This is a genomic window from Arthrobacter sp. ISL-30 (assembly GCF_018613855.1).
Classification (GTDB): Bacteria; Actinomycetota; Actinomycetes; order Actinomycetales; family Micrococcaceae; genus Arthrobacter.
On record NZ_JAGGPK010000058.1, the window covers coordinates 1 to 15,528 of the forward strand.

Below are 15,528 nucleotides of genomic sequence, written 5' to 3' on the forward strand. Positions count from 1 at the left end.
AGGACCACTGCCAAGCACCCCACCCGCATTCAGCCGGCAATGCCATCTTCTGCCAAGAAATACCCCACCAAAACTGTGAGACTAACGAAAGAACCAAACAACCACTCATCAACTCACAAACCCCGGCCAGCCAAACTCCCTCTATTCTGTCCAGATCGTATGCACGAATCCGCCGAAGGATACTTTCGAGGCAAGTCTCAGCGCCGGGCCAGACGAAGTCCCAGTACTCGAGTGGCCAACGCCCCTGTAGACAGGTCAACCTTTTCGGCGGTGGGGGGAAACACCCTCTGCGGGGATTCGGGCACCATCGGCCCATGAACCCGATATCAGGCCGAGCCGCCGACAGCTTCCGCCTCCCATTGCAAGGGTCCAAAAACCGTCCGAGCCAACCAAATCTGAGGAGACCTTGACATGAACTACCAGCCGAAAGTTGAGAGAGTGCTGGAGTTGGAAGATGTCACTTTCCGCCGCGGGGACAGGGACATCATTAGTCGGATATCTCTGTCTGTGGGGGCCGGAGAGCACTGGGCACTGTTAGGTGCGAATGGGGCCGGGAAGAGTACTCTCATGGCACTTTGCGGAGCAATTGCTCATCCTAGTTCCGGGACTGTTCGGGTTCTGGGTGAACGCCTGGGACGAGTCGAATTGCAGGCGTTGCGTCGCGCCATCGGTCACGTCAATCCGCGGCATGAGGCCCTCTCATCTCTCACCATCCGCCAGGTTGTGCTCACGGGCCTGACGGGCAGCAACCATCTGCCTCAGAGATGGGAACCTACCACCGCGCATTCTGCTCGTGCGGACACATTGCTGGAGGAAATGGGCCTGGTCAATAAGGCGGCCTCCCGCTGGACCAACTTGTCGCAGGGGGAAAGGGGACGGGCGCTGATAGCTCGTGCACTCATTTCATCCCCTAAGCTGCTGCTGTTGGATGAGCCCTGCACAGGCTTGGACGTCGCCGCCCGGGAACAACTGCTCGAAACCATCGACATCCTTACCCGCACGCACCCGGAGATGGCGTCCATTCTTGTCACTCACCACCTCGAAGAACTGCCGACAACCACCAGTCACGCCCTGTTGATCGCTGATGGCGAAGCCGTCGCGGCAGGCCCTGCGGCAGAGATCATCACCACCGAGAACATCACGGCCGCTTTCAGGCACCCCATTCAAGTGGAGCATCGCCACCGTCGCTGGAGCGCACGTGTCGGCCGACGACTGGAATTAGCGACCTTTGCGGACCAAGAAATGGAGATGGTCTCCGCCTGACGCAGCGGTAGCCCCGAACATCAGAACTGTTTTTCAAAGGACATAGCATGACGCATACCGACCCGACATATAACCTAGCTCCTCGTCCGGATGATGTGGTGATTATCGGCGGTGCGCGGACCCCGCAGGGTAAGCTCAACGGCCAACTCGCGGGACTGACCGCAGTGCAACTTGGCGCAGCAGCAGTAAGCGGAGCACTCGAAGAGGCCGGGATCCATCCGGGCTTGGTGGATGCTGTGGTGATCGGACAGGTCGTGCAGGCGGGCTCCGGACAGAACCCCGCGCGCCAAACTGCACTCAAGGCCGGAATTGGCGGGAAAGTACCTGCAACCACGATAAACAAAGTCTGCCTGTCTGGACTTACCGCTGTCATAGATGCCGCGCGCCTGATCCGCGCCGGTGACGCGGAAGTAGTTGTTGCCGGTGGCCAGGAATCAATGAGTCAAAGTCCGCATTTGCTGCCTGGTTTGCGCCATGGATGGCTCTACGGAGGCGGCAACCTGATCGATTCACTCGTCCCTGACGGCCTCACCGACGCCCTGGAAGACGTATCCATGGGCATCCTGACTGAACGCGGCAACCAGGTCCACGGCATAGGGAGACTCCAACAGGATGAGGTGGCAGCGGCGTCCCATCAGCGGGCTGCCCAGGCTGCAGACGAAGGAGTCTTCAAGGATGAAATCGTGCCCATCACTGTGGAGCGCCGGAAAGGCGAGTCAGTGATCCTCAGCAAGGATGAACAAGTAAGGCCAGGCACGCACATTGTGACCCTTGGCCAATTACGTCCTGCATTTGTGGCCGATGGCAGCATCACAGCAGGGAACGCCTCACCCCTCTCCGATGGCGCCGCAGCGCTTGTCCTAACTACCCGCACCAACGCCGAACGCCGCCAACTCGAGATCCTCGCCGTCGTCGGCGCCCCGGGCCAAGTGGCTGGCCCCGGCAATTCACTGCATTCACAGCCCTCGAACGCCATTAATGCGGCGCTGACAAGGGCCGGCTGGGCAACATATGATCTCGACTTCGTCGGGATCAACGAGGCATTCGGTGCCATCGTGGTTCAGTCGTTGAACGAGTTGGGAATTCCCTTGGACCTCTGCAACATACATGGCGGAGCCATCGCCGTGGGCCATCCCATCGGGGCCTCCGGAGCGCGCATAGCACTTCATGCCGCCAACGAGTTGCTCCGCCGCGGGGTCGGCAAAGCGGCGGTCGCCCTCTGCGGTGGTGGGGGACAGGGCGAAGCGCTGCTGCTGTATCGAAACTAGCATTTCCGCTCTCAACCCATCGGGAAGTAGCCGAGTCCACTGTCCACGAGCTCGTCATCCACGCCTGCGGAGTTCCCAGCACCTACCGCCACGATCGAGAGTCACCCTAGGACTCGAGATTTAGTCAAAGTTTCCCAGGGCGGCCAGAAGAATCGCCCGTATAGAACCCGAAGACCGTGCGATGATTCTCGCTATCCCGGGAGCATCGGAATCAGTAATTACCACAAGCTAGTCGGAATTTGCTCTTTTCCAGGTTCACACGCTGCCCGACAGCCCGCCAATCTGGTTGCAGATGAAGGTCCATCCTTCGCTCCTGAATTCACACGGGTTGGAAGATTGTGGCGGTTGGCCGGCGGTGGAGCGTCGTGAGCGTTGCGAATAGTTGATGATCCGGGTGACCATCCGACGCTCCACCGCTGGAATAGGGGCTGCCGTACTGCCGTTTAGAGGGAGCGCTGCTCGTGCCCGTTGTATTCGCTGAGCGGGCGGATCAGGGAGTTGGATGCCTGTTGCTCCATGATGTGGGCTGTCCAGCCAGTGATCCGGCTCGCGACGAAGATCGGCGTGAATGTCGGTGTGTCAAAGCCCATGAGGTGGTAGGTGGGGCCGGCGGGGTAGTCGAGGTTGGGCTTGATGGCCTTTGCTTCATCCATGGCCTGCTCGAGCCCATTGTACAAACCCAAGAGCTCCGCCCGGCCGTAATGGGCGATCATCTTGTCCAGGGCTGCCTTCATGGTGGGGACGCGGGAGTCGCCTGCCTTGTAGACACGGTGGCCGAAGCCCATGACTTTTTTCTTCTGGGCCAGGGCGTCCTCCATCCAGGACTTCGCGCGGGCAGCGGCATCCTCAAGCGATTCCTCGGGGCGGATCCCAATTTCGTCGAAGGTGTGCATTACCGCTTCATTGGCGCCCCCATGCAACGGACCTTTGAGGGCACCAATTGCCGCGGTGACGGCCGAATGGAGGTCCGAGAGGGTGGAGGTGACTACCCGGGCGGTGAAGGTCGAGGCGTTGAAGGAGTGCTCGGCGTACAGGATCATCGAGACATCGAAAGCCGCAATGACCTCGTCCACCGGTTCGTGGCCGAAGGTCATCCACAAGAAGTTGGCAGAGTAGCCGAGGTCATCCCGGGGTTCCACGACATCCTGTCCGCGCCGGCGTCGCTGGTCGTAGGCCACGACTGCCGGCATCGCAGCCCAAAGGTCCACGGCTTTGGTCATGTTGGCCTCGGGAGATGAGTCCTCCGCCAGCTCGTGCCGTGCTCCCAGCACCGAGGCGGCCGTGCGGCAAACGTCCATGGGGTGGGCGTTATTGGGCAGGGCGTCGATGATGGCCTTGAGTGCCGGGTCCAGTGCCCGGCCGGCCCTTTCGCGCGCTGTGAATCGGGTGAGTTGCCCAGGCGTGGGCAGTTCGCCGTTCCAGAGCAGGTAGGCCACTTCTTCGAAGCTGCGGTTGGCGGCGAGCTCCTGGACCGGGTAGCCGCGGTAGAGCAGTGAGTTGGTTTCTGCGTTGACCTTTGAGACGGCGGTGTAGTCCACCACGACGCCGGCGAGGCCCTTCTTGATCTCTGTGTCAGTCATTCTGAACTCCTTCGTTGCAGTCCTGTATTAGTGGATGTCGGGAATCTGGAAGTTGAAGACGCCGGAATCGAACTTGTTGTACGCCTCATAGTCCACTAAGTCGTAGAGCCTTGCGCGGGTCAGCATGCTGCCCACATATGCTTCCTGCGTTCCCGCGGACTTGAGTTCATCAAGCACGAGCTCCGCGGCGCCCATTGCACTACGGAGAAGGGTGACAGGGTAGATCACCATGTTCACGCCCACGGCCTGCAGTTGGTGTGTGGTGAAGAGGGCACTTTTGCCGAACTCGGTCATGTTGGCCAGGATGGGCACGCTCACGGCGTCCCGGATAGCCTGGAATTCGCCCAAGTCCTTCAGGGCTTCGGGGAAGATCGCGTCCGCCCCAGCGTCCACTAGTGCACGGGCACGGTCCTTGACCGCGGCCAGCCCGTCGGTGGCCCGGATGTCGGTGCGGGCCATGATGAGGAAGTTCGGATCCCGTCGGGCATCGGCTGCCGCGCGGATCCGCTTGGTGGCCGTCTCGAGGTCGACGACGTTCTTGCCGTCCAGGTGCCCGCACCGTTTGGGGTTGAACTGGTCTTCGATGTGACATCCGGCCAGTCCGGCGTTCTCCAGCTCCTGCACTGTGCGGGCGACGTTCATGGGTTCCCCGAAGCCGGTGTCGGCGTCCACCAGGCAGGGGAGGTCGGTCATGCGGGCGATTTGGCCTGCCCGGGTGGCGACTTCGGTGAGGGCAGTGAGTCCGATGTCGGGCAGGCCGAGGTCGTTGGCCAGGACTGCCCCGGAGATGTAGACGCCCGGGAAGCCCTTTTCTTCGATGAGCCGTGCGGAGAGCGGATTGAACGCGCCGGGGAACTGTTGGATGGTGCCGGAGGAGAGCAGTTCCCGGAGGCGGACCCGCTTCTACTCCGGAATTGTCTTGGAGTAGAGCATTTAGAACAGTCCTTTCGGGGCGGCCGCGAGGTCGATGACGCCGTCGGCGGCTTTGATGTTCAGCTGGTCCAGGTCACCGGGACCCAGTTGGGGGAGGCGTTCGACGGCGGCGAGGAACCTGTCGATTTCGGCCTCCTCCACGATCCCGGCCGCGAGGGTGCGGAACTTGTTGACGTACTGCTCCCGGGCGAAGGGGCGGGCGCCGAGCGGGTGGGCGTCGGCGACGGCGATCTGGTCCCTGATCACTGTTCCGTCGGTGAGCGTGATCTCCACCGAGCCGCCGAAGGCCTTCTCGTTGATGTCCAGCGAGTGGTAGCGGCGGGTCCATTCCGGGTCCTCCACGGTGGTGACTTTCTGCCATAGTTCCACTGTGTCCGGACGGCCAGCGCGTTCCGGGGTGTAGGAGTCCACGTGGTGCCAGGCCCCGTCCTGCAGGGCGACGGTGAAGATGTAGGGGATGGAGTGGTCCAGGGTCTCCCGGGATGCGGTGGGGTCGTATTTCTGGGGGTCGTTGGCCCCGGAGCCGATGACGTAGTGGGTGTGGTGGCTGGTCTTGATCAGCACCGATTGAATGTTGGTCGGGTCGGTGGCTTCGGGGTGTTCGCGGTGGAGTTTGCGGGCGAGGTCGATCCAGGCCTGGGCCTGGTACTCGGCCGAGTGTTCCTTGGTGTAGGTGTCCAGGATGGCGCGCTTGGCCTCACCGGGCGTCGGCAGCGGAACCAGGTATGACGCATCGGGGCCGTCGAGCATCCAGGCGATCACGCCGTCTTCGCCTTCGTAGATGGGCACGGGGGAGGTCTGGCCGCGCATGGCCCGGTCCACGGCCTCCACCGCCATCTTCCCTGCGAACGCCGGGGCATGGGCCTTCCACGTGCTGATTTCGCCCTTGCGGGACTGCCGGGTGGCGGTGGTGGTATGAAGCGCCTGCCCTACGGATTGGAAGATGGTTTCGACGTCGAGTCCCAGAAGGGCGCCGATTCCGGCTGCCGCGGAGGGGCCCAGGTGGGCCACGTGGTCGATCTTGTGCTTGTGCAGACAGATCGCCTTGACCAGGTTCACCTGGATCTCATAGCCGGTGGCGATACCGCGGATGAGGTCGGCACCGGTGGAGCCGACGTGCTGCGCGACGGCCAGGATCGGCGGGATGTTGTCACCGGGATGGGAGTAGTCCGCGGCCAGGAACGTGTCATGGTAGTCCAGCTCCCGCACTGCGACGCCGCTGGCCCACGCGGCCCACTCCGGGGAGACCCGCTCCTCGATGCCGAAAACCTTGCCGCCTCGGCCGTTTGCGCTCGGACCGTGCGTGAGTGCCTGGGCGCGGGCGGCGACGATCGGGGCCCGGTTCAGCGAGGCGACAGCCACCGAGGCGTTGTCGATGATGCGGTTAATCACCATTTCGGTGACTTCCGGCGTCACAGCTACGGGGTCAGCGGCGACCATCGCGATCTTGTGCGCCAGCTGCTCCTCCCGGGGCAGGTTCTCTTCGCTCTTGTGCACGCGAACGTGGTGTTCCTTAACCATTGGTGCTCCTTCTGGGGGATGAATGAGTGGCTTTGATGTGGGAAAGGCTGTGGTGCAGATGAAGCGTGGTTGCCGCTTCTGCAAGGCGGGGATGACCACCCGCAATGGCTTCGACGATGGCAGCGTGCTCCGCCGCTGCAGCCTTAAGTCGAGCGGCATCATCCGCGGCGAGGCGACGGACTCGCACCATGTGCACTCGAAGGCTGTGCAAAGTTTGCGCCAGGTACGAGTTGCAGATTGCGGCCTCAATGGCCTCATCCAACTTACTGACCACCTCGTAGTAGTCACGCCTAGCAGGGTCTTTGTCAGTGAGCAGCTTGGGTGCAGCTAACAGCTCGGTGTGCAGCTCGGCGAATACGCAGGGTGCCCCTCGCTCAGCGGCCAGGCCGGCGGCCCTTACTTCCAGCGATTGGCGCAGCTCGAAGAGTTCATCTATATCGTCCAAAGTGATGTCCGTGACGACGACGCCGCGGCCACCAGCCGCCGTCGTCAATCCTTCCGCAGTGAGCCTGCTGAGCGCCTCGCGGACCGGTGTCCGCGACGCTCCGAGGCGCTCCGACTGCTCAACTTCAACAAGGACTGTTCCCGGTCGCAGAGGCCACTCCACGATGTCCTCCCGGAGGGAGCTATAGACACGATCAGTGGCACGCATAACAGCAGTGTATACATAAACAGCAAAATGGAGCTCTTCCGTGCCGTAATGTGCCGTTGTGTATACAGTAGCGGGAGGAACTCGAGCGTTTCCGCGGACATCCCCACCCTTAGGGCAGGGCCAGATCAGGCAACCACCTCAGCCTCGGTGCCGAGACCGGCTAGGGTACGCATCCACCACCTACAGCAGATGAAAGCCGCGCGCATCAAGTTCGCGATGGTCACCGCTTAAGAGCAGTAACACCGCAGAGTTTTTGACGCGGCCGGCATCGAAGTGCTTCTGGTGGGCGACTCCGCGTCCAACAGTGTGTTCGGCAATGAAACCAGCCTTCAGGTGACCGTGGACGAACTTCTCCCACTGTGCGGCGCCATGCCCAGGTCCGCCAAGCGCGCCCTCGTGGTGGCCGACCTGCCTTTCGGCAGCTATGGGGTATCAGCTGAACAGGCCGTATCTGCCGGTGTGCGGTTCTTGAAGGAAGGCCTCGCGCATGCAGTCAAGATCGAGGGCGGAAAATATTACGCGTCCACCGTCCGGGCCATGATGCAGGCAGGCGTTCCCGTGATGGCCCACATTGGCTTCCCCCCAAAGCGAGCACGCCCGGGGCTGCTACCGCGTCCAGGGCCGCGGCGACGATGCGCAACGGCTGATCGATGATGCCATGCCCTCCCCGAAGCGGGTGCCTTCTGCGTGCTTATGGAGATGATGCCGGCGGAGACTGCAGCAGCGGTGGACGCCCCTGTCAGCATCCCTACTGTGGGCATTGGCCCGGGCAAGGAGACCACCGGCCAGGTGCTGGTGTGGCAGGACATGGCCGGGCTGCGCGACGGACGGATTGCCAAGTCGGTCAAACAAGTATGCCGATTTGCGCAGCACCCTCCTAAACGCCGCCACCGCCTATGGCGAGGACGTCCGGTCTGGCCAGTTCCCCGAGCCCAGCACTGCTTCTAGACCGACTCGCCCCTCAGAAATCGATCCTAGCCGGTTAGCCTCCTAGGCACTTTTTTGCCTAGGAGTGTGTTTATAGGAAGGAGGCCGAGTGTCTCGGGACACCGGACCTGTGACTCGGGAGATCACGTCTATCGCCGAACGTTATCGGGGACCATGCGCTTGAGGAGGATCCTTATGCGGGGTTCGGGCTGCAGTGCGGCTGGGAGGACTTGCCCGGCTGCCTTCATGTCCACGCTTGACGTGACGCCGCGATCCAGCGCTTGACCGTCGCCCAGGACATTTGGCTGGGCTGCCTCTATGCGTGCGTGATGAGCACCTCCTACGTTGCGCAAATGCAAGCATCTGACTGGGATATCGCCGAAAGTTGTGTCGGCAGAACTCATGCTCATCGGCATCAGACGGCGATGACGCCCTGGCCGGCCCTAGCGGAGTGCACTTCAACGGCCTATTTCATGTTTGCTGTCGCATCTTTGTAGAGCGCGCTCATGGTGTCGATGGTTCCGCTGCGGTGACTAGTTGTCGGACCCATTGGCCGCGGTGCTGTCTGCTGTGGTGTATCAATCGATACGTAGACAGGCCCACTGACACTTTCAATGGGCGCTGCCGACCGAATCCGGAAGATCACGAGGGGTGGTGCTGAATTCGCACTCGACACCACTTGGGGTGCAACCAGTCATCAATCCACCCGTTCAGCGCGGGGCACTGCTTCTGGTGACTTCCACAAATGGACACGGAATCACTGGAGTATTCCCAGTGGCGTGATGCACGTCATAGTTCTTCACTAGTGGAGAGTTAGGTGACTTTCCAGATCGCCTTCCAAATCAAATGCCCAGGAGGCAACGTGACCAAGATTTCATTCTTAGCAAACAAGCGATGGCCGATGGCCGTCGCTGCCGGGCTCTGCACGATTGGATTCATAAGCGGCTGCACCCCCCAGGAAGCCGCCGGCCCTGGCTCGGCAGCAGTGGATTCCGCAATAGCATCTGCGCTGAAGGAAGAAGGCAAAGTTCAGTTCACAACAGTAGGGGATCTCGAACAGGATATTCAGGCGAACTTGATGGTCGCCGTTGTGAACGAACTGGGCGGTAGGGCTGAAGTGCTCCAGGGAGCTGTGACCGAAACCATGGCGGCAGCCTCTAAGGGTCAGCCGATTGTAGGGATGGTGAACTGGAGGTGGCAGACGCCCGAGCTGTGGGACAAGTATGTCGGCGAAGGGGGCGTCGTAGAAGTCGGCACCACCGACTATCCCGGAGAGGAAGGATGGTACGTACCTGCGTACGTCATCAAGGGAGACGAAAAGCGAGGCATCGAACCCGCATGCCCCGGGCTGCCGAACTGGGAAGCCCTGAATGATTGTGCTTCCGCCTTTGCGACGGCGAAGACGGGGAATAAAGGCCAGTACATGTCAGGCGCGGAGTCCTGGGCCTTTGCCTACGGTGATCCGCAGCGCATCGAAAACCTTAACCTCAATTACGAGATGGTGTTCGCCGGTTCAGAAGCTGCTTTGTACGCCGACCTGACGCGAGCGTACGAACAAGGCAAGCCTTGGCTCGGTTTGATGTGGCGTCCGAACTACATGACGCAGAAGTACGACCTTACCCGCGTTGAGTTCCCAGAGCATTCGGCAGAATGCTGGGGCAAGACGTACGCATGCCAGTGGCCTGAAACTGTCATCTATCAGTGGGCTTCTTCCGTTATCGAGAAGGATCACCCGACGCTATGGCAGATCCTCAAGAATTACGATTTGAATAACGATCAGCTGCAGGAACTGCAGGCAAAGGTGATTGATGACGGGCTTTCACCCCAAGAGGCCGTCAAGGAATGGATGCAGGACAACCGCGATGTCTGGACCAGTTGGGCGTGAAGCACCACCGAGAATCGATCAGCACCCGCCGGAACAGCTTGGGGACGATGAATTTCCGGATCAGTCGACGGCATATCGACCCGACCCTGATTACCCAATTCCGCCAACAGTCCGATAGTTACGAGAAAGGAGGCCATGGTGTCAATCCGGATTAGTCCTGCGAAAGGGGACAACCTCTTCTCGAACTACGGTCTTCTCGTCCTGGTGGGCTTTGCCGCGGTTGCAGCCGTGGTCTGGGGACCCCATAGCTTCCCTGATGCGCTGCGTATCCCGGTCGGGAATGCCTTCGAGGTAGGATTCTCTTCTTTTGCAGAAACTGCCCCCTGGGCCTACGAGCCATTCGCAGCCTTCTTGGAACAAACGTTCGAGGGCCTTCTGACCACACTTAGTTCGATATCGCCCGTTATTCTCTCGTCGGCTGTAGTGCTCGCGGTTGCCCATTTTCGGGGGGTCAAGCTTGCGGGACTTACCGTGCTTCTGTTCGCATGGGTTGTCCTGAGTGGTTTCTGGGATTACACAGTAGAGACGATCGCGTTCATGCTTGTTGCTGTTGCAGCGGCATTTGTGCTGGGCATTCTCGTCGGTCTGATAGGTTCCTTCGGTCCTCGTATTAACGCGGTGGTGCGATTGCTGCTCGATGCAATGCAGGCATTCCCGGCATTCGCTTATCTTGTACCTGTCGTATTCCTCTTCGGTATGGGAAACGCTGCGGCGCTGGTAGTGACGGTGATCTGGGCACTTCCGCCACTTGCAAGAATGACGAGCGTCGGCCTCCGAAATGTCTCACCGGAGGTGGTCGAAGCGGCAACGTCACTCGGGACGAGTCGGAGTCAACTCTTGTTCGGCGTGAAGCTGCCGATGGCTGAACCCAGTATCCGAGCGGGCAGCAACCAGATGATCATGTATGCCATTGCAATGGCTACGATGGCAGCAATGGTCGGCGCCGCAGGCCTTGGGGCTCCGATTTGGAGCGGGCTGAACCGTCTGGCATTCGGCGACGCCTTGCAGGCCGGCGTTGCGTTGGTGCTGGTCGCGGTCATCATTGATCGAGCGAGCTCTCCTCGTACGGTCAAGCGGAGCACCATAATTCAACGCGATGGCTCGCTCAGCTGGCGCAAACGGTTGCGTGGGCTCTTCCGTGCCCCCTATGGTTCCGCTCAGATCTGCCTGGCGCTCTTCTTGCTGACCGTCTTTGCCTCCCAGGTCTTACGTGGTCGGTGGCAGTACTTTTCGGATCCTCCCTGGGGTGTTCCACTGCGGCTTCGGGAACCTGTGGAGGCAGCTGTCTTCTGGGCAACGACCACCTGGGGGCCTTTCCTGGACTCGTTAAGTGGTCTGATTCAGACATACGGTCTTAATCTGCTTGGTAGCTTCTTTGCCGCCACACCGTGGGTAGTAGTTGTTGCGGTCACTGCAGCAATTGGCATATTGACCATTGGTAAGGTTCAAGGCCTGTTTTTAGGGCTTGGTGTGGCATTCATCGGCTGCCTCGGTATGTGGGAATCGACGGTACTGACCTTGACAGTGGTCACCGTGGCATTGGTCCTCGTGATACTGATCGGGTTTCCCCTTGGTGTGCTGATGGCTATGAACGACACAGCTGCGGCCATCATCCGGCCTGTGCTGGATGTTATGCAGACTTTGCCGATATATCTGCTAATTATCCCCGCAGTTATGCTCCTCGGAGTCGGCGAGGTAGCCGCCGTACTGGCCACGTTCATTGCTGCAGTTCCGCCGATGATTAGGTTCACCAACGCCGGCCTCCGTGGAGCGGACAACGAAGTGATCGAGGCAGCGCAAATCTTCGGAGCGAGGCCCGGCCAAATCCTTCGCCAGATCCGTATTCCCATGGGGCTCCAGACGATGATGGTCGGTCTCAACCAGGCATTGCTCTTGGCTCTCGCCATGGCAGTCGTAAGTGCCATGATCGGGGCGCCGGGGTTGGGCGCGAACATCCTGACGTCAGTTAATCGCGCCTTGTTGGGCACTGGAATGGAGGCGGGTATCGCAATGTTCTTGCTGGGCGTGGTTCTGGACCGTCTCTTTAACGGATGTGCACGATTCGTTGCATCCGCTCAGCACGCATCAATGACCAAAGTAGCTAGGAAGCCAAATGACGAAACAAGTTCTGTCCCCGCAACCAGGGCGACTGCGCCTTCCCACTGAGCAGACACGCATCCCTGGAAACGATCCTTCGGTTGCCGGCTCCACAATCGAGGTGGAGGATCTCTGGAAAATCTACGGCCCAAATCCCACACGTGCGCTGCAAGAGTATAGGAGCGGCGCGAGCTATGTTCCGGGGCACATGACTGCGGTGCGCGGAGTTTCATTCCAGGTCCGTCCTTGCGAGACATTCGTTGTTATGGGACTTTCGGGTAGCGGAAAGTCGACACTGATTCGCTGTCTCACTAGGCTCATTGAGCCGACGGCAGGTCGCGTCGACATCGACGGTAATCATGTGCTGACATTATCGAATTCGCAGCTGTCGGAGCAGCGGAGACGCGACTGGGCCATGGTGTTCCAGCACTTCGGGTTGCTCCCTCATCGCCGAGTGCTCCAGAACGTCGCGTACGGTCTAGAAGTCTCAGGGGTTCCGCGCCGAGAGCGGGAGGAACGGGCGCATCGAATGGTTGAGCTGGTTGGACTTTCCGGTACAGAAAATAAGTACCCCAGTGAGCTCAGCGGCGGTATGCGTCAGCGTGTGGGTCTCGCCCGAGCCCTTGTCCAAAACCCCCGGCTTCTGCTGTTGGATGAGCCATTCAGTGCACTCGATCCGCTAATCCGTGCCGACCTGCAGGACGAACTGATGCGGCTTGCTCGTGGCGGCAGCCAGACCTCAGTATTCATCACGCATGATCTAACTGAGGCGCTCAAGGTAGGTGATCGAATTGCAATCATGCGCGACGGTGTTCTAGTCCAGGTGGGGACTCCGGAGGAAATTGTACTGAACCCTGCTGATGACTATGTCCGCCGCTTTGCTGTGGAGGCTCCGCGGGCCAAGGTCGTTCGTGCTGCGACCATCGCACAAGCTGTCCCTGAACTCTCCGCCGGATTGTCAGTTGACGCGGCCCTTACCGCCCTTGCCCAGAACGGAGGCGGATCAGCCCTGGTCCATCCCAATGCGCGGGCGCCATTCGTTGTCACGGCGCAAGATCTTCTCAAACTGGACGGCTCAAGACGAACTTTGGGTTCATTGGAGTTCGGGACTGCCACCGTGGATGGGGACGAGCTCCTCGCGGTTGTTATGCAAAAGCTCATCGACACTGGGCGCCCTGTTCTGGTCAAAGCGCCTGGTGGTTTCATGGGAGCCATAGATGATTCCCTGGCTGTGCGGGCACTTTCAGTTCCAAGCTCCTCGTAATCCAGGTCGGAAGGGTGATTCTCAGAACCAGCCGGGGGTTCTGAGAATCACCCTTCCGTTTCTCGTTTTGATCTGCGCGTCGATCAGAAAGACCCTTGCCTGCGATGACCCGCGTCAGTGTAATCGTCTGCGATGTTAATAGCCCGCGAGGTCGCGAATGCCTCTTAGCCTTGTGGCTCAACGAGGCCCGGGGTGGGCACGATCGGCAGGGTCAGGAAAGACTGCGAGTCGCCCCCGATGTGGATGACTTGATTGGCTACTCGCATTGCGCCGGTCTCAAGTCCATCTGCCGTGTTCAGATTTCGGTCCCATCGGGGGAAGCAGCTGGACGTTACTTGTACCCGAATGCGGTGTCCTTTTTTGAACAGCATGCTGGTTGACCACAGGTCTACCTGTACTGATTTCGTCTCGCCTGCCTTGCCGTGCACCCTGGTAATCCCATCCGTGACTATATATGAGCGGCCATTGGGGTGGACGTCGCATAAGCGCACCACCCAGTCAGTGGTTGGCCCATCTGTCTCTGCGGACAGAGTCGCGCTCACACGACCCGTAACCTCCACGTCGTCGGTTAGAACGTCACTTGTGAAAACAAGTACGTCGTCCCGCTCTTCCACTTGTCGTTGGTCAAAGGCGCCTGCGGAAGGACTGGGATCAATAAGGCTAGCCCCGCCCACTGAAGGGACGGGATCCTGGGGATCGTACGAGAAGGGTACCGAAGAAGCAGTGATGTCAGCTTCCGTCGTGAGCGCCCCGTCGACTCTTAGGAACCAGGATGTCTCGATCGCACGGCTAAGCGGCCATTCAGCCTCGGAACGCCATTCATTGGCGCCCATCACATAAATCTTCACCGGCAGCTCGTCGTCGGGTGCCCTGCTTGCGGTCAACCATGAGTGCAGCCAATCGAAGGTAAGGCCTGCGATGGAGGTTGAGTAATCGATGGCAGACCCGTTGCCCGCGAAGCCGAAGTTGATATCACCCTGCAGAGAAGTCATCTGGGTATGACTCCACGGCCCAACAACCAATCTCGCGGGAGTGTTTTCTGCAGCAACACAATAGTTATCGATCGTTCCTTGGATGAAGACGTCGTACCAGCCGCCAATGTGCAGGCTGGGGACGGTCACCTTTGCTTGATGAGGGGGGACTTCGGCCGCCGCCCTAGAAGCCGGATTGGCGAGGCTGGGCAGATCATATCGGGCGATAACGGGATCGGTTGCTGTCGGCAATTCCAAATACGTCGGTCCGGGAATTCCGTCGGCGACTTCAGCAAGCATGCGAATGTGCTTTTCCAATTCGTTGCTGTCCCGACCGTGGCGATGGATGGCCTGATCGAATCCCATATAGACGCCCCAACTGCGGACGAGGCCCAGCTCGTTGGCACCTCCTCGGGCTGCGAGCCCGTCATCCGTGCCCCGAAATGTGAAGGAGGGGACGATAGCCCTAAGGGCAGGGTGCTGTCGGCCCGCTGCTTGCCATTGAACATTTCCTAAATAGCTGAGACCCCACATGCCGACAGCACCGCTCGCGCCGGGGAGGCACGCGGCCCATGAAATGGTGTCCTCGCCGTCGGGTCCTTCTGCCACAAACGGTTCAAACTCGCCCTCAGAGCTGGATCGTCCTCGAACATCTTGAATTACTGCAATGAAGCCACGGCGGGCGGCCAGCCAAGGGTCAAGAAATAGCAGTTCGGGGACGTAGCTTTTGTCGTAGGGTGTTCGAGCGACGATGACAGGCCACGGACCATCTCCTTCCGGGCGGTAAATGTCGGCCCGCAGAACGACTCCATCTCGCATTGGAACCGGTACGTCGTACTCAATGTTCACATTCGTCATTAATGTCTCCTCCTGATGACTTCTTATCTTCGGATTCAGACGGAGCTCTCAGCCGCTGTGCATGGCTCTAGCCCGTTATGCAATTCCAGGAGCAGCTTGGGTGTAAGGCGACTCGGTTGGCACTAGGAAGAACTCCCAACGGCTAAAGGCACCTTAGGATTTCTCCCAAAGCGTCAGATGCCAAACCTGAAAGGAAGGCGCGCACCCCACCAGATCGTCAGCGGGGACGATAGCCTGGCGCTGCCGGGCGAAAGCAGTTTGATATCGGCCGCCCCGCGCCCGCCCAGGCCTGTTAGCGGCCATGAAAAA

At 60.0% G+C, this 15,528-nt stretch carries 9 protein-coding genes and 2 pseudogenes; 6 read left to right on the forward strand and 5 right to left on the reverse strand.

Annotated features, from left to right (window positions below):
* Nucleotides 1–411: 411 nt before the first annotated feature.
* Nucleotides 412–1,263 (forward strand): ABC transporter ATP-binding protein, encoded by an 852-nt coding sequence (locus J7E82_RS19340; RefSeq protein WP_214865625.1) that lies wholly within the window; start codon nucleotides 412–414, stop codon nucleotides 1,261–1,263.
* A 47-nt stretch (nucleotides 1,264–1,310) separates the two neighbouring features.
* Nucleotides 1,311–2,531, forward strand: coding sequence for an acetyl-CoA C-acetyltransferase (locus J7E82_RS19345; protein WP_214865627.1), 1,221 nt, complete (start codon nucleotides 1,311–1,313; stop codon nucleotides 2,529–2,531).
* A gap of 443 nt (nucleotides 2,532–2,974) precedes the next feature.
* Here the strand turns inward: J7E82_RS19345 and J7E82_RS19350 are convergent, their stop codons facing one another.
* From J7E82_RS19350 to J7E82_RS19365, 4 genes and pseudogenes are all read right to left on the reverse strand, one after another.
* Nucleotides 2,975–4,111: a bifunctional 2-methylcitrate synthase/citrate synthase gene (locus J7E82_RS19350; RefSeq protein ID WP_214865628.1), complete on the reverse strand. Its 1,137-nt coding sequence runs from the start codon at nucleotides 4,109–4,111 to the stop codon at nucleotides 2,975–2,977.
* Nucleotides 4,112–4,138: 27 nt separating this feature from the next.
* A pseudogene (gene prpB, locus J7E82_RS19355) lies at nucleotides 4,139–5,044 on the reverse strand (methylisocitrate lyase).
* The gene (locus J7E82_RS19360) at nucleotides 5,045–6,565 is read right to left on the reverse strand and encodes an MmgE/PrpD family protein (RefSeq protein WP_214865629.1); all 1,521 of its coding nucleotides are present in this window, start codon (nucleotides 6,563–6,565) and stop codon (nucleotides 5,045–5,047) included. It lies immediately after the preceding pseudogene.
* Nucleotides 6,558–7,217 carry a GntR family transcriptional regulator gene (locus J7E82_RS19365; protein WP_214865630.1) on the reverse strand — a complete coding sequence of 220 codons (660 nt, stop codon included), beginning with the start codon at nucleotides 7,215–7,217 and terminating at the stop codon, nucleotides 6,558–6,560. Before J7E82_RS19365 ends, J7E82_RS19360 begins: the two co-directional genes overlap by 8 nt.
* Nucleotides 7,218–7,523: 306 nt before the next feature.
* On the opposite strand from J7E82_RS19365, the pseudogene J7E82_RS19370 reads away from it, so the two are divergent.
* From J7E82_RS19370 to J7E82_RS19385, 4 genes and pseudogenes are all read left to right on the forward strand, one after another.
* Nucleotides 7,524–8,165: pseudogene (locus J7E82_RS19370) on the forward strand (3-methyl-2-oxobutanoate hydroxymethyltransferase).
* Between the two features lie 796 nt (nucleotides 8,166–8,961).
* Nucleotides 8,962–10,029, forward strand: coding sequence for a glycine betaine ABC transporter substrate-binding protein (locus J7E82_RS19375; RefSeq protein ID WP_214865631.1), 1,068 nt, complete (start codon nucleotides 8,962–8,964; stop codon nucleotides 10,027–10,029).
* 138 nt (nucleotides 10,030–10,167) lie between these two features.
* The gene (locus J7E82_RS19380; protein ID WP_214865633.1) at nucleotides 10,168–12,195 is read left to right on the forward strand and encodes a proline/glycine betaine ABC transporter permease; all 2,028 of its coding nucleotides are present in this window, start codon (nucleotides 10,168–10,170) and stop codon (nucleotides 12,193–12,195) included.
* Between the two features lie 139 nt (nucleotides 12,196–12,334).
* Nucleotides 12,335–13,390, forward strand: coding sequence for a betaine/proline/choline family ABC transporter ATP-binding protein (locus tag J7E82_RS19385; RefSeq protein WP_251042158.1), 1,056 nt, complete (start codon nucleotides 12,335–12,337; stop codon nucleotides 13,388–13,390).
* A 164-nt stretch (nucleotides 13,391–13,554) separates the two neighbouring features.
* Here J7E82_RS19385 and J7E82_RS19390 read toward each other — a convergent pair whose 3' ends face one another.
* Nucleotides 13,555–15,219 carry a CocE/NonD family hydrolase gene (locus tag J7E82_RS19390; protein ID WP_214865637.1) on the reverse strand — a complete coding sequence of 555 codons (1,665 nt, stop codon included), beginning with the start codon at nucleotides 15,217–15,219 and terminating at the stop codon, nucleotides 13,555–13,557.
* Between the last annotated feature and the right edge of the window lie 309 nt (nucleotides 15,220–15,528).